General features: G+C 62.0%; 17 protein-coding genes. 11 read left to right on the top strand and 6 right to left on the bottom strand.

Annotation, left to right across the window (positions count from 1 at the left end; translation table 11 throughout):
• Nucleotides 1-28: 28 nt before the first annotated feature.
• Nucleotides 29-526: an invasion associated locus B family protein gene (locus G6N78_RS10905; RefSeq protein WP_165218284.1), complete on the bottom strand. Its 498-nt coding sequence runs from the start codon at nucleotides 524-526 to the stop codon at nucleotides 29-31.
• A 185-nt stretch (nucleotides 527-711) separates the two neighbouring features.
• The gene (locus G6N78_RS10910; protein ID WP_165218286.1) at nucleotides 712-1416 is read right to left on the bottom strand and encodes a glutathione binding-like protein; all 705 of its coding nucleotides are present in this window, start codon (nucleotides 1414-1416) and stop codon (nucleotides 712-714) included.
• 382 nt (nucleotides 1417-1798) lie between these two features.
• Here G6N78_RS10910 and G6N78_RS10915 point away from each other — a divergent pair, with 382 nt between their 5' ends.
• The 5 genes from G6N78_RS10915 to G6N78_RS10935 all read left to right on the top strand — a co-directional run bounded on the left by G6N78_RS10915 (nucleotide 1799) and on the right by G6N78_RS10935 (nucleotide 5645).
• Nucleotides 1799-2863, top strand: coding sequence for an LLM class flavin-dependent oxidoreductase (locus tag G6N78_RS10915; RefSeq protein ID WP_165221632.1), 1065 nt, complete (start codon nucleotides 1799-1801; stop codon nucleotides 2861-2863).
• A gap of 21 nt (nucleotides 2864-2884) precedes the next feature.
• On the top strand, nucleotides 2885-3640 hold the full coding sequence (gene map, locus G6N78_RS10920; protein WP_165218288.1) for a type I methionyl aminopeptidase: 756 nt from the start codon (nucleotides 2885-2887) through the stop codon (nucleotides 3638-3640).
• A gap of 90 nt (nucleotides 3641-3730) precedes the next feature.
• Nucleotides 3731-3979: a BrnT family toxin gene (locus tag G6N78_RS10925; RefSeq protein ID WP_165218290.1), complete on the top strand. Its 249-nt coding sequence runs from the start codon at nucleotides 3731-3733 to the stop codon at nucleotides 3977-3979.
• Nucleotides 3976-4302, top strand: coding sequence for a BrnA antitoxin family protein (locus G6N78_RS10930; protein WP_165218292.1), 327 nt, complete (start codon nucleotides 3976-3978; stop codon nucleotides 4300-4302). The genes G6N78_RS10925 and G6N78_RS10930 overlap by 4 nt, the downstream gene beginning before the upstream one ends.
• Before the next feature lie 176 nt (nucleotides 4303-4478).
• Nucleotides 4479-5645, top strand: a complete 1167-nt coding sequence (locus G6N78_RS10935; protein WP_165218294.1) for a YbfB/YjiJ family MFS transporter — start codon at nucleotides 4479-4481, stop codon at nucleotides 5643-5645.
• A 74-nt stretch (nucleotides 5646-5719) separates the two neighbouring features.
• Here the strand turns inward: G6N78_RS10935 and G6N78_RS10940 are convergent, their stop codons facing one another.
• Nucleotides 5720-7660: a methyl-accepting chemotaxis protein gene (locus G6N78_RS10940; protein WP_165218296.1), complete on the bottom strand. Its 1941-nt coding sequence runs from the start codon at nucleotides 7658-7660 to the stop codon at nucleotides 5720-5722.
• A gap of 368 nt (nucleotides 7661-8028) precedes the next feature.
• On the opposite strand from G6N78_RS10940, the gene bacA reads away from it, so the two are divergent.
• Complete coding sequence (gene bacA, locus G6N78_RS10945; RefSeq protein WP_165218298.1) at nucleotides 8029-9306, top strand: bacteroid development protein BacA; 1278 nt, start codon at nucleotides 8029-8031, stop codon at nucleotides 9304-9306.
• A gap of 62 nt (nucleotides 9307-9368) precedes the next feature.
• Here bacA and G6N78_RS10950 read toward each other — a convergent pair whose 3' ends face one another.
• Nucleotides 9369-10349, bottom strand: a complete 981-nt coding sequence (locus tag G6N78_RS10950) for a polysaccharide deacetylase family protein (protein WP_234905781.1) — start codon at nucleotides 10347-10349, stop codon at nucleotides 9369-9371.
• 279 nt (nucleotides 10350-10628) lie between these two features.
• Here G6N78_RS10950 and G6N78_RS10955 point away from each other — a divergent pair, with 279 nt between their 5' ends.
• Together G6N78_RS10955 and der are read left to right on the top strand one after the other, a co-directional pair.
• Nucleotides 10629-11300, top strand: coding sequence for a tetratricopeptide repeat protein (locus tag G6N78_RS10955; protein ID WP_165218302.1), 672 nt, complete (start codon nucleotides 10629-10631; stop codon nucleotides 11298-11300).
• 35 nt (nucleotides 11301-11335) lie between these two features.
• A complete protein-coding gene (gene der, locus G6N78_RS10960) occupies nucleotides 11336-12757 on the top strand; it encodes a ribosome biogenesis GTPase Der (RefSeq protein WP_165218304.1) in 1422 nt (473 codons plus the stop codon).
• On the opposite strand, the gene G6N78_RS10965 is transcribed toward der, so the two are convergent.
• Entirely contained in the window at nucleotides 12758-13822 is a 1065-nt protein-coding gene (locus G6N78_RS10965; RefSeq protein WP_165218306.1) for a glycosyltransferase family 4 protein, read from the bottom strand.
• A gap of 152 nt (nucleotides 13823-13974) precedes the next feature.
• Here G6N78_RS10965 and G6N78_RS10970 point away from each other — a divergent pair, with 152 nt between their 5' ends.
• Nucleotides 13975-14217, top strand: a complete 243-nt coding sequence (locus G6N78_RS10970) for a type II toxin-antitoxin system VapB family antitoxin (protein WP_165218308.1) — start codon at nucleotides 13975-13977, stop codon at nucleotides 14215-14217.
• Complete coding sequence (locus tag G6N78_RS10975) at nucleotides 14217-14648, top strand: type II toxin-antitoxin system VapC family toxin (RefSeq protein WP_165218310.1); 432 nt, start codon at nucleotides 14217-14219, stop codon at nucleotides 14646-14648. The genes G6N78_RS10970 and G6N78_RS10975 overlap by 1 nt, the downstream gene beginning before the upstream one ends.
• A 6-nt stretch (nucleotides 14649-14654) precedes the next feature.
• Here the strand turns inward: G6N78_RS10975 and G6N78_RS10980 are convergent, their stop codons facing one another.
• Nucleotides 14655-15566, bottom strand: a complete 912-nt coding sequence (locus G6N78_RS10980) for a sugar kinase (RefSeq protein ID WP_165218312.1) — start codon at nucleotides 15564-15566, stop codon at nucleotides 14655-14657.
• Nucleotides 15567-15753: 187 nt separating this feature from the next.
• Between G6N78_RS10980 and bglA the strand changes: the two genes are divergently transcribed.
• Complete coding sequence (gene bglA / locus G6N78_RS10985; RefSeq protein WP_165218314.1) at nucleotides 15754-17403, top strand: beta-galactosidase BglA; 1650 nt, start codon at nucleotides 15754-15756, stop codon at nucleotides 17401-17403.
• The last annotated feature ends 1 nt before the right edge of the window (nucleotide 17404 follow it).

A 17404-nucleotide genomic window follows, 5' to 3' on the forward strand; every position in this document is an offset into this window, starting at 1 on the left:
GCTTGTCATGCCCTGCGGGAGTGCCCCGTCAGCGGCAGTTGCGCACAGCCTGCAAGGCCGCCGTCACCCCCTTCAGGGAATAGGTGTAGCTGGTATTGGTGCCGCGGGCGGAGGTCGCCTTCAGCGTCATGTCCGAACCGCCGCGCATGGCCGCAACCAGGGCCGGTTCGCGGGCCGGATCACGCACCCAGGCGGTCTTGTCCTTCGGCACCAGGGTGAAAGTCTCGCTGCCGATGGTGAGCGTGATGCGGCTATCGGTCTTCAGGTCATAGGCCATGATGGCCTGCGGCATATAGGAGGAGGCGCCGGCCTGAGGGGCGACGAGAAAGAAGTTGTCGCCGTGGTTCACGCTCGCCGGGAGCGCGGTCGTCGGCACGGAGAGCGCATAGCAACTCTTGTTGCTGCCGCTGCCATAGGAATAAACGCCCCATGCTTCGAACTGTTTGACGCGGGTGGGCTGTGCACTGGCGCTGAGCGCAGTCAACAGAACGGCGGAAACGGCTAGGGCGCATGCCTTGGCGGACATCGAACTCTCCTGATCATGGCAGATGGATACATCCCGCACGCGAAACGAGAGCGGGTGTGACAGCGCGTGATTGTTCGGCAGGAGAGTTACCGAATGGTTAATGGTGGGATCAACCCTTCCCGAGAGTGGCTCACAAAGGGTTGATCTGGCGTGTATCCCGGCGGGAAGTGGGATATCAGCGCATCTCAGGGGCGTGCGGGGATTTCCACGCCGCGCTGCACGGCGGGCCGCACCATCATGCGGTCGAACCAGGCGGATAGGTTGCGTCGCGTGTCATATTCCACCAGATCGCGGGCTTCGTAAAAGCCGATCAGCGAGCGAATCCAACCGACAATGGCGAAGTCGGCGATCGTCACGTCACCGCCCATCATGAAGTCGCGGCCCGCCAGGCGCTGGTCGAGAACGCCGAGCAGACGCTTCGTCTCGGCGAGGTAACGGTCACGCGGGCGCTTGTCCTCGATCTCCTTGCCGGCAAACTTGTGGAAAAAGCCGAACTGGCCGAACATCGGGCCGATGCCGCCCATCTGGAACATCACCCACTGGATCGTCTCAAAACGGGCGCCGGCGTCTTTCGGCAGGAACTGGCCGGTCTTTTCGGCGAGATAGATCAGGATCGCGCCGGATTCGAACAGTGCCAGCGGTTTGCCGTCCGGACCGTTCGGGTCGAGGATGGCCGGGATCTTGCCGTTCGGGTTCAGCGACAGGAATTCCTCGCCCCAGGTCTCGTTCTGGCCGATATTGATGAAATGCGGCTCATAGGCGAGGCCGGTCTCCTCCAGCATGATCGACACCTTCACGCCGTTTGGCGTTGGCGTCGAATAGAGCTGCAGGATGTCCGGATTGGCTGCCGGCCAGCGGCTGGTGATGGGGAAGGCGGAAAGATCGGCCATGGTATCCTCACGTGGCAAATGAAGGCCGGACTATAGCGCGCGACGGGCGTTGCGCCAGGGGCAGGCAAGCAGCAGGGGAGGGGCCTGTTTTAGCCTGCAAGCCTGCGGCTTGCCGGTGTCGGAAGCGTGAATCTTTTGAAGGAGATGACGGCGGTCTTTCGCGCACTGGTTCCGTTGGCGCTTGAATTTCCTGGTGTTTTTGGGCAGAAGATCCGATAACCTGAAGCGCTGCGTGAGCGGAAACGGACAAGTCATTGCAGTCGGATTCATATTAGCATCGCGGCTTCATCCAGTTTTTCGAACGGGGTCTTCGAAACTTTCCTGTTTCATCGAGAAGCCTCGGTCCCTATCTAGCGTCCAAGAACAGAAGGGAATGACCGTCATGGAACTCGGCCTTTATACGTTTGCGGATGTCGATCCGAACATTGCCAGCGGCAGCCGCGGCCAGGATGCCGCCACCCGGCTGAAACATCTCATCGAGGAGATCGAGCTTGCCGACCAGGTGGGGCTTGATGTCTTCGGACTTGGCGAGCATCACCGGCCGGATTATGCCGTCTCCTCGCCCTCCACCGTACTGGCGGCCGCTGCTGTGAAGACGAAGAACATCCGTCTGAGCAGCGCCGTTTCGGTCTTGAGTTCGGACGATCCGATCCGCGTCTTCCAGCAGTTTTCGACCGTCGATCTGCTTTCCGGCGGGCGTGCAGAAATCATGGCGGGGCGGGGCTCCTTCATCGAATCCTATCCGCTCTTCGGCTACGACCTCAACGATTACGACCGGCTGTTTTCCGAAAAGCTCGACCTGCTTCTGACGCTCCGCGACAACGAGATTGTTGACTGGGAAGGGGAACTCCGGGCGCCCATCCAGCGGCGCGGCGTTTATCCGCGCCCATTGCAGGACAAGCTTCCGGTGTGGATCGCGGTGGGCGGCACGCCGCAATCGGTGGCCCGTGCCGGCGCCATGGGCCTGCCGCTGGCGGTCGCCATCATCGGCGGCGACTACGCCCGTTTCGCGCCCTTCTTCGAACTGTACCGGGAGGCGGCGCGCCGCTCCGGTCACGATCCGAAGACGCTGAAGACGAGCATCAACGTGCATGGTTTCATTGCCGACACGACCGACAAGGCGGCAGACCAGTTTTACGGCCCGCAGGCGGCGGTCATGGACCGGCTTGGCCGCGAACGCGGCTGGCCGCCGACCAACCGCACGCAGTTTGATCGCGCCCGCTCTGCGCCCGGCAATCTCTTCGTCGGCGATCCGGAAACGGTGGCGGAAAAAATCATTGCCGCTCACAAGGTCTTCGGCAATGACCGGCTGCTGATCCAGATGGCGATCGGCCTGATGCCGCACGATGAGATCATGCGCGGCATCGAGCTTTTCGGCACCAAGGTGGCGCCGCTTGTCAGAAAAGCGTTGACGCCTGCCCAAGATGGGGCGAAACCCGCCGCCTAAAACGGCAGCCGGATTTGTCCCATGATCATCACCTCCGACGACGAACTTCAGAAACTGAAGGCCATCGGGCGCATTTGCGCCCAGGCGGTCGATGTGATGGCGAAGGCGCTGGAGCCAGGGATCACCACGCTGGAACTCGACCGGATCGGCCGCAAGGTGCTGGAAGACCATGACGCGCAGTCGGCTCCGGAATTCTGCTACCAGTTTCCGGGTGCGACCTGCATCAGCGTCAATGAGGAAGTGGCGCACGGCATTCCGGGCAGCCGGGTGATTGCGGCAGGCGATCTCGTCAATATCGACGTCTCTGCGGTCAAGGATGGGTTCTTCGGCGACACGGGCTCGTCCTTCGCCGTGCCCCCGGTGAAGCGCGAGATCGAGAAACTGGTGCGCGATGGACGCCGCGCGCTCTGGACCGGGCTGCAGCAGGTGAAGCCCGGCAAGCCGATCGCCGGCATCGGCCAGGCCATCGGTACATTCGCCAAAAAGAACCGCTATACGCTCATCACCAACCTCGCGAGCCACGGCATCGGCCGCTCGCTGCATGAGGAGCCGGCGGAGGTGCCGACCTGGCCGGATCCGGCCGAGAGCCGCCTCATGGACGAGGGCCTCGTCTTCACCGTCGAACCCTTCCTCTCGCTCGGCGGCGAGTGGGCGGAAGACGGCGGCAATGGCGATCCCTGGACGCTCTACAGCGATCCCAAGGCGCCGACGGTGCAGTTCGAGCACACCATCGTCGTGACCCGCAACGGCCCGTTGATCTTGACGCTTGCGGAGTAGGGGCGGGGTCCATCCTCGCACTGGCCTTCCGTGAATTAATGTGTACTTTTATCTCTCTCTGCGTTAGATTTCCTATGTCCGGAAACTGCGATGAAGATCATCTACGACGAAGGCAAGCGGCTTTCCAATCTCGAGAAGCATGGTCTCGACTTCGCCGACCTGACGATCGAGTTCTTCGCTGCTTCCACCGTCATTCCCGCGAAGTCGGGTCGCTTCATGGCGATTGGCGAGCTTGATGGCCGCATCATCATCGCGGTGGTGTTTCGTCCATTGGGCGCTGAGGCCCTGTCGGTGATCTCCATGCGGCCCGCGAGTAGCAAGGAACGGAGCGTGCGATGACGGCCAAGTTTGCATCCAGACGTCCGCTGACGGAAGATGAAGAAACCGAGATCCAGCGGATGATTGCCTCCGATCCGGATGCGCCGGAGGCAAGCGATGCGGAAATAGCCGAGGCACGTCCTTTTGCCGCGGTCTTTCCGGAGATGGCTGCCAGCATTGATCGGGAAATCGCCCGCCGCGGACCCGGTCGTCCGCCGGTCGAGTCCCCGAAGGTGGCGGTCACCATCCGCGTCGAGCCTGAGGTTCTGCAGCGGTTTCAGGCGCAGGGCAAAGATTGGCGAAGCCGGATGACCGAAGCACTGCGCAAGGCGGCAGGGTTATGATGCGACACGGTTGCTGTGGGCTGTTCGGGGCATCACTCCGGCCCAGAGGCCGATTTCTTGCTGAAGGCGAGCGCTGCCTGAGCGGTCGCATCGGACGGTTTCCGCATCACCCGTTCTGATGGGTTGCGTCAGAATTCCTGAATTGCGCCCCTGCCGTTTTGCTGCGACGAAGGGGCATGTCCCGCATCACCTCCCCCGAACCTTCACTGCTGATCGGTTTTGCCGGTGCCGTCGCCATGGCGGCGGCCATGGGCTTCGGCCGGTTCTTTTTCACTCCCGTTCTGCCCGGCATGATGAGCGGCATTCCGCTGTCGGCGGCCGAGGCGGGTTTGATTGCCGGCGGCAATTTTGCCGGTTATCTCGCCGGGGCGCTGCTTGCCAGCCAGGGCTGGGCCGCCGGCCGCGAGAGGCTGCTGTCGCTGTGCGGACTGTTTGCCACCGCTCTGCTTCTCGCCGCGATGGCGACCACGGTCTCCTTGCCGCTCTTTATCCTGATCCGCTTTTGCGCCGGGCTTGCCAGCGCCTTTGCGATGATCTTCACCTCCTCGATCGTGCTGCCTTATGCGGTGGGGCGCAGCGCGGTGCAATCGGTGCATTTTGGCGGCGTGGGGCTGGGCATTGCGCTCTCGTCCGTCGTCGCCTTCCTCATCCAGCGCGCTGCCGGTGATGCCGCGCATGGCTGGCGGCTGGACTGGGTCGGCGGGGCCATGATTGTTCTGTGTGCTGCGCTGTTCGTGGCGCGGCATCTTCCAAAGCCGGTGCAGGGCCGGCAAGCATCGCCCGAGCCGCCGATGACCTGGACGCGGCCGCTCGTGCTGCTGACCGTTTCCTATGGCCTGTTCGGGTTCGGTTACGTGGTCACGGCCACCTTCCTCGTCGCCATCGTGCGCATGGCCGCGGCGGGCGCCGCCGTGGAAGCGGGCGCCTGGCTGGTGACGGGGCTTGCCGCGGCCTGTGCGCTGTTTCTCTGGCAACCCATCGCCCGGCGGCTTGGCCTCGGGCTTTGTTATCTGCTTTGCCTGTTGCTCGAAGCAGGTGGTGTGTTCGCTTCCGTCCTGCTGCCGCCCGTGTCGGGCGCGCTGCTTGGTGGGCTGCTGCTTGGCCTCACCTTCATGACGGTGACGGCCTATGGTCTGCAGATCGCCCGTGCCCTTGCGCCAAGCAGCCCGCGCCGGGCGCTGGCGCTGATGACGGCGGCGTTCGGCACGGGCCAGATCGTCGGGCCGCTCGTTGCCGGCTGGGCGACGGAATGGAGCGGGTCGTTTACGCTGGCCTCCGTGCTGGCCGCGATCGTCCTCCTCCTCTCGGCCGTACTGATGATGCCTGTGCTGCGGCACAGCTGAGGCGGATGCAATGAAAAAGGGGCTCGGCTTGGCGCCGGCCCCTTCCTCGGTTTCAAATTGTCGTTGGTTCGAGATCAGAACTCTTCCCAACTGTCTGCCGGCTTGGTCGCAAGTGCGGCATTGCCGGAGAAGGCGCTGGCGAGCTTGCGTCCGAGCGCACGGGCCGGAGAGGCTGCCGGCTTTGCCTCGGCCGCCGCGATGCGTGCCACCGGTGCCGCGGTGCCACCGTTTGCCAGCTTGAACTGCGACAGCAACTCGTTCAGCGACGCGACTTCGCGGGCAAGGCCGTGGCTGGCGGCGGTCGATTCCTCCACCATGGCGGCGTTCTTCTGAGTGTCCTGGTCCATCTGGTTGACGGCCGTGTTGATCTGCTGCAGGCCGGACGACTGTTCCTGAGCGGCTTCCACGATCGCCGCCACATGGCGGTTGATCTCATGCACTTCGGTGACGATCGTCTCCAGCGCCTTGCCGGTTTCGCCGACCAGCTGCACGCCTTCCTGAACTTGTCCATTGGAAGTGGAAATCAAGGCTTTGATTTCCTTGGCAGCGGTTGCGGAACGCTGGGCCAGTTCACGCACTTCCTGGGCAACGACCGCAAACCCCTTGCCGGCATCACCCGCACGGGCCGCCTCGACGCCGGCGTTCAGCGCCAGGAGGTTCGTCTGGAAGGCGATTTCGTCGATGACACCAATGATCGAGGAGATTTCGGAGGACGACTTCTCGATCTTTTCCATCGAGGCGACGGCGCGGCGCACCACATCACCGGACTGCTCGGCACCACGGCGGGTGCGGGCCACCAGATCACCGGCCTCCTGGGCGCGGCGGGTGGAATCCTTCACCGTCGTGGTGATCTCTTCCAGGGCGGCTGCGGTTTCTTCCACGGCCGCGGCCTGCTGCTCTGTCCGCTTGGCCAGATCATCGGCCGCCGACTTGATTTCATTTGCGCCGGCATCGATGCCTCGGGCATTCTGGGCCACGGCCTTCAGCGCGGTCTGCAACTTGTCGGCAGAATGGTTGAAGTCGTGGCGAACCTGATCCAGGCTTTCCGCGAAGGACTGGTCGATGCGATAGGAGACATCGCCGTCAGCGAGACGCGAGAGGGCGCCGGCAAGATTATCGACGGCGAACTTCACCTCGGCAGCGACCCTGGCGTTCTCCGCTTCCCTCTGCAGGCGTTCCGTTTCCGACAGGCTGCGGTTGGCGTCTGCCTCTGCCTCGAGACGGATGCGCTCGATGGCATTGACGCGGAAGACGGCAACGGCGTCCGCCATCTCGCCCAGTTCGTCGCGACGACCGATGCCGGGAATTTCCTCCTCGGTCTTGCCGTCAGCGAGCGACAGCATGCGGTTCCGCATCAATTCGATCGGGCCGGTAATGCCGCGAGACGAGATGAAGAGGGCGGCAGCGATGATGGCGGCGAAGCATACGGCGAGACCCGTCAGAATGCTGAGGATCATCGCACTGTTCTGATTGCTCAGAACAACCGACTGCGCCTTGAGCTCCGTCATCCGGTTGTTGTTCCAATTCCGCAAGTCGGTGCGCCAGGTGACAATGTCTTTGTCGATGCCGACAAGAATGGCTGTGGCTTCCGATGTCTTGCCCTGACCGTCCAACGCAATGGCAGAGTCGAATTTTGTATAGATCTCTTTGGCGCGGCTTGCGAACCGGTCGATGTCGGTGGAGGCGTGAATGTCCAGTTCCTTGGCCTTGTCAAGACGCCTGAAAACTGTCGCTTTCCCTTCGTTGTAGCTGTCCAAAGGAGCCAGTTGCTTCTCGGTGGCATCGTCCAGGTGGACGATCTGATAGGCGGCAGCCTCCGATGCAAGCAGGGACGTCGTTGAACGCGCCATTTCCATCGCGGATGACATGTCTTCCGAGATGAAGGCGGAATAGGCCGAATCTGCTTCCTTGTAGCCGCTTGCCATGATGCCTGCGCCACCCACGCCCACCACGACAATGGAGGCAACTAAAGACAGAATTTTGGTGCGGATACGGGCGTTCCGGAGAAAGGACAAATCAAAACCTCCTTGGGTTCGATCCGTTCCTTCCCGTGGCAAGAAGTCGGCGGATTAAGAAATATTAAACATTCATGCCACGGTCAACGACCTGCTCATCAGACCACCGAACAACGTACTTAGCGAAACTTGGTTCAATACATCTCAAAAACTGACTTAATGTTAGGTTAAATTCGCCGTATATTTGACAATACGCATTCATAATACAACCTATGGGAAACTTGTTGTTGGGCTTCGCCCAATTCGATGAAGGTTACAAATGCTTAACCCTGCCGTGTCGGCCATTGCCGCACTCTCGCAACTGGCATAGGTTCTGCGCACATCGCGTCCTTCAGACGTTTGTACTGCAGCAAGGGAAACCGCATTCCGTGTTCCATTCGTTCTTCCCCCGTCCCAAACTGTTTTTTTCCTCCGCCGCCATCTGGGCGCTGATCCTGATCTTCGGCTGGTATGCTGGCGGAGAGGCGCTCGGTGCCTCGATCGGCCTGCCGCCGTTGCCGGACGGGCAAAGCCCGATCATCGGCGTGTCGGTGTTCTGGTCCACGCCGTTTCTGTGGTTCTATCTCTATTACGCCGCCGGCGTGGCGATCTTTTCCGCCTTCTGGTTCTGGTTTGCCCCGCATCGCTGGCAGATGTGGTCGGTTCTGGGCTCGGCGCTGATCATCTTCACCACCTATTTTTCGGTGCAGGTCAGCGTCGCCATCAATGCCTGGTACGGACCTTATTATGACCTCATCCAGCAGGCGCTGGCCCGTACCGCACCGGTGACCGCGGAACAGTTGTACACCGGGATGCTGGGTTTCGTCGGCATTGCCTTCGTCGCCGTTACCGTCGGCGTGCTGAACCTCTTCTTCATCAGCCATTACATCTTCCGCTGGCGCACCGCGATGAACGAGTTTTACATGGCGAACTGGGGCAAGCTGCGCCATATCGAAGGGGCTTCCCAGCGCGTGCAGGAAGACACGATGCGCTTTTCCTCGACGGTGGAAGGTCTCGGCGTCGGCTTCGTGCGTGCCATCATGACGCTGATCGCCTTCCTGCCGGTTCTGTTCACCTTCTCCGAAACGGTGAACGAGCTTCCCTATTTCGGCCAGGTTCCGCATGCGCTGGTCTGGGCAGCGATTGTCTGGTCACTGTTCGGCACGGTGTTCCTGGCGCTGATCGGCATCAAGCTGCCGGGGCTGGAATTCCGCAACCAGCGTGTGGAAGCGGCCTACCGCAAGGAACTCGTGTATGGCGAGGACGATGAGGGCCGTGCGCAGCCGGTAACGATCAACCAGCTGTTCGCCAATGTGCGCAAGAACTATTTCCGGCTCTACTTCCACTACATGTATTTCAATGTTGCCCGCATCTTCTACTTGCAGGCCGACAACATCTTCGGAACCGTGGTGCTGATCCCCTCGATTGTGGCCGGCAAGGTCACGCTCGGTCTGATGAGCCAGATCATGAATGTGTTCGAGCAGGTGCGCGGCTCTTTCCAGTATCTCATCAATTCCTGGACGACCTTCGTGGAGCTGATGTCGATCTACAAGCGTCTGAAAGCCTTCGAGGCCGCCATTGACGGAGAGCCGCTGCCGGTGATCGACCAGCATCATCTGAAACGCGAGGCAGAGGGCGGTGAACTCGCCGCCAACAAGCCGACCTGATTGAACCGACATTCTACTGACGAGGACCCGCATTGCCGACCGGTGATGCGGGTCCTGCCGTTTCAGAGACCCGACCGGCGTTCCGGCTCTGCGCGTGCACGCAGCGCTTCGATCGCCTCGCCATACGTCACGCAGGCGACATCCGGCATGCGGCACACCTCGGTTGCCAGCCGTTCCATGGCCCGCCAATAGGCGCCGCCATTCATCTCGACGAAATGGAAACCGAGCTGCAGCGGAACGCGCTCGCCGGCATATTCCCGGTCGAAGGCGGCACGGAAGGCCGAATAGGCGCGCTCCTCGAATTCCACCGTTCGGCTCTGGTTTTCCACGCCCGCCGAATGGCGGATGAAGAGGTTGTAGTCCATGGCGATGATTTTGCGCTGTTCCGGGCCCTCCGGGATCAGCGGCAGGCCGAAGTTCAAAACACCGTGTGCTGTTTCCGGCAGAGACGGACCCCTGGTGACGCCGCTGGCATCATAGGTGAAACCCTCGCGCCGTTCTGCCTCGTTCAGCGCGTCGGATGTCGAGAGATAAGGCGCACGGAAACCCCGGATGGATTGGACGAAACCGCGCCACTCGGAGGGTTCGCGGTCTGCGGCACCGACATCGCTCCAGGCGGAGGTGAGAACCGTTCGGAAGGATTGCATTTCCTGGCGCCAGTCCGTAGATGCCCAATCCTTGCCGTCGAAGTGACCGCAGGTATGGCTGGCAATCTCGTGGCCTTCCTGATGGGCCTGCCAGACATGCTCCAGCCGGGCGACCGCTTCCGCCTTCGTCTCAGCAAAGCCAACATTCGAGCGGCCGGCCTTTTGTCCCGGCCCCTGATAGGTTTTCGCCCGCTCGCGGTCGATCACCAGCGTGCAGGAGAGAAAATACGTGAAATGCGCGCCGCTTTGTTTGGCGAAATCCCGGCTTCGTTGCCAGAGCGCATTGTTGCCGGCGCCGTCGAAGGAGATCAACACAAGCTGTTGTTGCTTGTCTGCCGCGTCGGCGGTGGCGGCGGAAGCCAGAAGGGCGGCGGCAAAGGCGGTCAGAAGGCGCAAAACAGATCCTTGGTAATAAGCTTGCAAAGCGGGACTTGTCGGTGCCGAATACGGCAAAGGCGGGGCGAGGGCTCAGCCCGCAGCTCAAACCTGGTCTGCTTTCCCGGTATCAGGGCCTTGCAAAATCCAGCGCACCGCTTTGTCTCTTGTCGGTGAGAGCAGTCAACGTCGCGGCGAGCCGTTTACATCCCCCCTTACATCCTGGGCAAAATAGGTTAGAAGGCAGGCTTTCGAGATCCAGGGGCCGCCGTGCGGCCGGAGTTTGGCCCGGAGTTTGGCATGGCACACGACAACGACAGCTTTATCCGCGAAGTGAACGACGAACTGCGCTCCGAACAGCTTTCGAGCTTCTGGCGCCGCTTCCGGCCGTTCATCATTGGTGGAGCCGCTTTGGTCGTGCTCGGCACCGCCGGCTATCGTGGATACGAATACTGGCACTCGCACAATGCCTCTGTCTACGGCGATGCCTTTCTCTCGGCGCTCAACCTTGCCAAGGAAGGCAAGACGGATGAGGCGCTGACGGCGCTGCAGGATCTGGAAAAGAATGGTGGCGGGTCCTATCCGGTGCTGGCGCGCCTGCGCGCGGCTACGCTGCTTTCGGAAAAGGGTGACAAGGCCGGTGCCGTATCCGCGTTCAACGCCGTGGCGGCCGATAGTTCCGTTCCGGAGGTTCTGCGCGAACTCGCCAAGATGCGCGCGGCCTGGATCCTGATCGATACCGGCACCTATGACCAGGTCTCCGCCGAGGTGGAGGTCATGGCAACGCCCGGGCAGGCGCTTCGCCATTCCGCGCGCGAAGCGCTGGGCCTTTCGGCGTACAAGGCCGGTGACATGGCCAAGGCCAAGCAGTGGTTCCAGGACATCGCCAATGATGCCGAAACCCCGCGCAACGTCGCCAACCGCGCGCAGATCATGCTGGATACGATTGCCGCATCCGGCAAGGCGCCGTAAGATTTGAACAAGAAGGCCCAGAAAGGCACTTTTCCATGAGCTTCACCGTCGCCATTGTCGGGCGCCCCAATGTCGGCAAGTCCACGCTGTTCAACCGTCTGGTTGGCAAGAAGCTGGCGCTTGTCGATGACACGCCGGGTGTGACGCGTGACCGTCGCCCGGGCGACGCGAAGCTTGTCGATCTTCGCTTCCGCATCATCGATACCGCCGGTCTCGAAGAGGCGGGGCCCGAGACGCTCGAAGGCCGCATGCGCGCCCAGACGGAAAAGGCGATCGACGAGGCGGATCTGTCGCTCTTCGTCGTGGATGCCAAGATGGGCCTGACGCCGGTCGACCAGTCGCTGGCGGAAATGCTGCGCCGGCGCGGCAAGCCGGTGGTGCTTGTCGCCAACAAATCCGAAGCGCGTGGTTCCGACGGCGGCTTCTACGACGCCTATACGCTGGGTCTTGGCGAGCCGGTGCCGATTTCGGCCGAACATGGCCAGGGCATGATCGACCTGCGCGACGCGATCGTCGAGGCGATCGGCCCGGAAAAGGCGTTTGTCGACGACGAGGACGACGAAGCGATCACCGACATCGATGTGCGTTTTTCGGACGACGAGGACGAAGAGACCGAACCGGCCTATGACGATACCAAGCCGCTGCGGGTGGCGATCGTCGGCCGGCCGAACGCCGGCAAATCGACGCTGATCAACCGTTTCCTGGGTGAGGACCGGCTGCTGACCGGCCCGGAAGCCGGCATCACCCGCGATTCCATCTCGGTCGAATGGGACTGGCGCGGCCGCACCATCAAGATGTTCGATACAGCCGGCATGCGCCGCAAGGCGCGCGTGCAGGAAAAACTCGAAAAGCTGTCGGTTGCCGATACGCTGCGCGCCATCCGTTTCGCGGAGACCGTCGTCATCGTCTTCGACGCCACCATTCCCTTCGAGAAGCAGGACCTGCAGATCGTTGATCTGGTGCTGCGCGAAGGGCGCGCCGCGGTTCTCGCCTTCAACAAGTGGGATCTCGTGGAAGATCCGCAGGCGGTGCTGGCGGATCTGCGCGAAAAGACCGAACGGCTTTTGCCGCAGGCGCGCGGCATCCGCGCCGTGCCGATCTCCGGCCAGACGGGCTATGCGCTCGACAAGCTGATGCAGAACATCATCGACACCGACATGGTGTGGAATAAGCGCATTTCGACCGCCAAGCTCAATCGCTGGCTGGACGGGGTTCAAATTCAGCATCCGCCACCGGCGGTCTCCGGCCGTCGCCTGAAGCTCAAATACATGACGCAGGTGAAAGCGCGCCCGCCGGCCTTCATGATTTCCTGCACGCGGCCCGATTCCGTGCCGGAATCATACCTGCGCTATCTGATCAACGGCCTGCGCGCTGATTTCCAGATGCCGGGCGTGCCTGTGCGCATCCACTTGCGGGCGGCGGAAAACCCGTTCGAGAACAAGCGCAAGAAGCGGTAGTCACGACGGCAGGGCGGCGCGAAAGCCGCCCTTGCGGCCGGAGAGATTCTTCTTGCCCTGGGCGATCAGCACATTGTTGAGGAACTGTTTGGACGCCGCTTCCCAGGTGAAATGGCGCGCCAGGCGGCGCGCGTTTTCGCGCGGGCAGGACAGTGCATCAAGGCAGGCCTGGCGCAGGTCCTCGTTCAAGGCGCCTGCACCGGACCCTTCCTCTATGATATCGACCGGCCCGGTGACGGGAAAAGCTGCCACCGGAACGCCGCTCGCGAGTGCTTCCAGGATCGTATTGCCGAACGTGTCGGTCTTCGACGGGAAGACAAAGACATCGGCCTGCGCATAGGCGCGGGCCAGATCTTCACCCGTCTTCATGCCGGTAAACAGCACGTCCGGATAACGCCGCTGCAGCGCTTCCCGCTCCGGCCCGTCGCCGACCACCACCTTTGAGCCCGGCAGGTCGAGATCAAGAAAGGCCGGCAGGTTTTTTTCGACGGCAATGCGGCTGACCGTCATGAAGATCGGCCGCTGGAGGCCAAACGGTTCGTCCTCCAGTGGGCGGGGATGAAACTGCGCCTGATCGATGCCGCGGCTCCAGCGCAGAAGGTTTTTCAGTCCGAGCTTGGAGAGTTCGCGCTCCAGGCTCGCAGTCGCCACCATGCAGCCATTGCCGGCATTGTGGAACCAGCGCACGAAGGCGCGCATCCAGCGGATCGGCACGGGAAACCGCGCCGCCACATATTCGGGAAACCGCGTGTGGTAGCTGGTGGAGAACGGCAGATCGTTCTTCAGGCACCAGCGACGGGCGAGAAGCCCGAGCGGTCCTTCGGTCGCGATATGTACCGAGGTCGGCCCCTGGCTTTCCAAGAGTTTGGCGACTGCCGAATAACTGGCGACGGAAAGCCGGATCTCCGGATAGGTGGGGCAGGGGACGCTCGAAAAATCCTGCGGCGTGATCATCGAGACCTCGACACCCATGCGGGTCAGCTCGCGATTGGTGTTCTCGATGGAGCGCACCACGCCGTTGACCTGCGGATACCAGGCATCGCTCACGATGGTGATTCTGGTCATGCACCCGACCCTCGCTGGGACTGGGCACGACTCGCATGCCGCACCCATGATGAGGGCCCTTATCGATGATGCGTGTTACATGCTGATGTCAGGGGCAGTTGCGTTGTTTCCCCGTGCATGCGGTGCTATTGTTCGAAAAAAAGGGGTTTTCGATGTCATTTGTTGTGCGCGACGATGAGATTGCCGCCATGGCGGTCGAATTGCAGGAACTGTTGAAGGTGCCTGATACGACCGAGGCGCTTCGGCAGGCACTCCGCCACGAGCTGCAGCGGGCGCGGTCCCATACTCCGCTGCGTGAGAAGATCGCTAGGGCTCGTGCGACAGCGGATGCGATCGGGCCATCTGCTCCTCATTTTCAGTTCAAGCCGTTCTCCGACCAGCTCTGGGGCAACTGATGTATTTCCTGGATGCATCCGTGATCGTGGCAATCTTGAAGCCCGAGGCGGATGCGGAAACCTGGGTAAGCCGCCTTGAGCAATTGGGCGGCCCTTTTTTCGTGTCACCACTCGTTCGAATGGAGGCGATGCTTGCGGTCACCCGTGCCAAAGCGGATGCGATCCCTCAAGGAAAGCGTTCGCTTCCGCAGATCATGGTTGCAGCTGCGGCGGCGGTCGATCAGTTCATCGACGCTCTGGATGCGCACGATATGGCGATTACACCAGCCGTCGGCGCCTTCGCCAAGGATGAATCTATACGCTACGGGAAGGTGGCAGGACACCCGGCGCGGCTGAACATGGGAGACGTCTTTGCCTATGGCTGTGCCAAGTCAGCAGGCCTGTCGCTCGTCTACAAAGGCGATGACTTCACGCAAACTGACCTCGCCTAGTGAGCCTCACCCCGGCAACAGCGCAAAATCGATCAGCGCACCGTGATGGGCGATCACCACGGAGGCGACTGCGGCGCCGTGGGCGGCGGCTTCCGGCAGGGGGCTTCCCATCATCAGTCTTGCCAGCAGGCCGCCATTGAAACTGTCGCCGGCGCTTGTGGTATCCACCAGGCTTTCCGGGCGGGCGGCGGGAACGAAGATCGTCTCACCGTCCTCGCCAACGGTCGCGCCTTGCGCGCCGCTCTTGACGATCACCTGGCGTGGCCCAAGCGACTGGTAGCGCTCGATGGTGGCCGCGACGTTCGGATCGCCGAAATGGGTGTTTTCGTCATCGAAGCTCGGCAAAACGATGGTCGCGGCACGTGCGCCGGCGCTGATCGTGTCCAGCATGACCTCGCGGTTTTCCCAGAGGCGCGGGCGGATGTTCGGGTCATAGGCAACCGTCTTGCCCGAGGCTTTGGCGCGGCGCAGTTCCGACAGCAGCGTTTCGCGCGCCGTCGGGCTGAGGATCGCGAGCGTGATGCCGGAGAAATAGACGACATCCGCCGTCTCGATCGCCCGGCGCAGATGCTCGGCGTCATCGGCGAGCATGCGGGCGGCCGAGGTGTCGCGCCAGTAGCTGAAGGTGCGTTCGCCGTCCTTCAGCGAAATCAGGTAAAGGCCGGGCGTCTTGCCCGGAACCTGGCGGATGTGGTCGGTGCCGATGCCGGCCTTTTCCATGAAGCTCAGCATCTCGCCCGAAAGCGCGTCATCGCCGAGGCAGGTGAGATAATCGACGGCCACGTCATCCGGCAGGTTGGCGCGCAGATACCAGGCGGTGTTGAACGTGTCGCCGGCAAAACCCTTGCGCAACAGGCCGTTGCCCGCCTGCGACAGCTCCACCATGCACTCGCCGATCGAGAGAATGCGTCTTGTCATGAAATGTTACTCTCTCCTTCTGCCCCGCAAGCGGAATAGGCCGAACCGTGATGCAAGGCAAGCCGGCGGTTCACGCTTCTGTCATTCCTGAGGCGTCGCCGCATCATCGGGTTCATCTTCATTTGTCTTTTGCCGCAAGGTCACTAGGTTGTCGTCAGAACAGAAACGCAGACGGAGCAGAGACGGCATGGCAACGGGAACGGTACGCAAGGGCGATCCGAACTGGTGGCGCGGCGCGGTGATCTATCAGGTCTATCCGCGCTCCTTCCAGGATACGTCCGGGGATGGCATCGGCGATATCCAGGGCATCACGGCCCGCCTGCCGCATATTGCCTCGCTCGGTGTGGATGCGATCTGGCTGTCGCCTTTCTTCACTTCGCCGATGGCGGACATGGGCTATGACGTGTCCGATTATTGCAACGTCGATCCGATGTTCGGCACGCTCGCCGATTTCGATGCGATGATGGCCGAATGCGACCGGCTGGGCCTCAAGGTCATCATCGACCAGGTGATTTCGCACACCTCCGACCAGCACCCCTGGTTCATCGAAAGCCGGGCGAGCCGTACCAATCCGCGCGCCGACTGGTACATCTGGGCCGATCCGAAGCCGGATGGCACGGCGCCCAACAACTGGCTGTCGATTTTCGGCGGGCCGGCCTGGGAATGGGATGGCGTGCGCAAGCAGTATTACATGCACAACTTCCTGTCCTCGCAGCCGGATCTCAACTTCCACAACCCGGATGTGCAGGATGCCGTGCTGGCGACGGTGAAATTCTGGCTGGATCGCGGCGTGCACGGTTTCCGGCTGGATACCGTCAACTACTATTTCCATGACAAGCAGCTGCGCAACAATCCGCCGATGGTCTACGATCCGAACTCGACGGGGCTTGAGACGGATACCAACCCGTATTCGATGCAGCACCATCTCTATGACAAGAGCCAGCCGGAGAACATCGATTTCCTGAAGCGCTTGCGCGCGCTGCTCGACCGCTACGATTGCCGCACGACGGTGGGCGAGGTGGGCGATGCGGACCGTTCGCTGACGACGCTTGCCATTTACACGAGCGGCAATGACAAGCTGCACATGTGCTACACCTTCGACCTTCTGAGCCCGCGCTTTACCGCCGACCATATCCGTGGCGTGGTGTCGAAGTGCCAGGAGATCGTCACGAATGGCTGGGTCTGCTGGGCCTTTTCCAACCATGACGTGGTGCGGCATGTCTCCCGCTTCATGGAGGCGCCGGAAGAGCGCGAGCCGATCGCCAAGCTCGCCATCAGCGTGCTGTCGACGCTGCGCGGTTCGATCTGCCTCTATCAGGGAGAGGAGCTCGGGCTTCCCGAGGCGGAGCTGTCCTTCGAGGATCTGCGCGACCCTTATGGCATCCGCTTCTGGCCGGCCTTCAAGGGCCGTGACGGATGCCGCACGCCGATGGTCTGGGAGGCGGATCAGCCGCTTGGCGGCTTCAGTTCCGGGCCGAAGGCCTGGCTTCCCGTGCCGCCGGAGCATCTGCCGCTTGCCGTCAGCGCGCAGGAGGGGATCGAGACCTCGATCCTCGCGCATTACCGCGAGACGCTTGCCTTCCGCCGGGCGCATGGCGCGCTGCTGGATGGAGACATGACCTTCCTCGACACGCAGGCGGATCTTCTGGCCTTCGTGCGCGAAAAGGGCGGCGAACGGCTGCTCTTCGTCTTCAACCTGACGCGCGAAGCACAGGATTATCTGCTGCCGGCGTCGCTTGCCGATTGCCACCCGCTGCCGATGCCGGGCTACAATCCGGAGATGGACGACAAGGTGGTGCGCCTTAAGTCGTTTGACGTGTTCTGCGCGCGTCTTTGAG

This window comes from Allorhizobium pseudoryzae (genome assembly GCF_011046245.1).
Lineage (GTDB): Bacteria > Pseudomonadota > Alphaproteobacteria > Rhizobiales > Rhizobiaceae > Neorhizobium > Neorhizobium pseudoryzae.

Coding starts and splice junctions, on each gene's coding strand:
- G6N78_RS10905 (WP_165218284.1), bottom strand. CDS start 526: ATGTCCGCCAAGGCATGCGCCCTAGCCGTTTCCGCCGTTCTGTTGACT.
- G6N78_RS10910 (WP_165218286.1), bottom strand. CDS start 1,416: ATGGCCGATCTTTCCGCCTTCCCCATCACCAGCCGCTGGCCGGCAGCC.
- G6N78_RS10915 (WP_165221632.1), top strand. CDS start 1,799: ATGGAACTCGGCCTTTATACGTTTGCGGATGTCGATCCGAACATTGCC.
- map (WP_165218288.1), top strand. CDS start 2,885: ATGATCATCACCTCCGACGACGAACTTCAGAAACTGAAGGCCATCGGG.
- G6N78_RS10925 (WP_165218290.1), top strand. CDS start 3,731: ATGAAGATCATCTACGACGAAGGCAAGCGGCTTTCCAATCTCGAGAAG.
- G6N78_RS10930 (WP_165218292.1), top strand. CDS start 3,976: ATGACGGCCAAGTTTGCATCCAGACGTCCGCTGACGGAAGATGAAGAA.
- G6N78_RS10935 (WP_165218294.1), top strand. CDS start 4,479: ATGTCCCGCATCACCTCCCCCGAACCTTCACTGCTGATCGGTTTTGCC.
- G6N78_RS10955 (WP_165218302.1), top strand. CDS start 10,629: ATGGCACACGACAACGACAGCTTTATCCGCGAAGTGAACGACGAACTG.
- der (WP_165218304.1), top strand. CDS start 11,336: ATGAGCTTCACCGTCGCCATTGTCGGGCGCCCCAATGTCGGCAAGTCC.
- G6N78_RS10965 (WP_165218306.1), bottom strand. CDS start 13,822: ATGACCAGAATCACCATCGTGAGCGATGCCTGGTATCCGCAGGTCAAC.
- G6N78_RS10970 (WP_165218308.1), top strand. CDS start 13,975: ATGTCATTTGTTGTGCGCGACGATGAGATTGCCGCCATGGCGGTCGAA.
- G6N78_RS10975 (WP_165218310.1), top strand. CDS start 14,217: ATGTATTTCCTGGATGCATCCGTGATCGTGGCAATCTTGAAGCCCGAG.
- G6N78_RS10980 (WP_165218312.1), bottom strand. CDS start 15,566: ATGACAAGACGCATTCTCTCGATCGGCGAGTGCATGGTGGAGCTGTCG.
- bglA (WP_165218314.1), top strand. CDS start 15,754: ATGGCAACGGGAACGGTACGCAAGGGCGATCCGAACTGGTGGCGCGGC.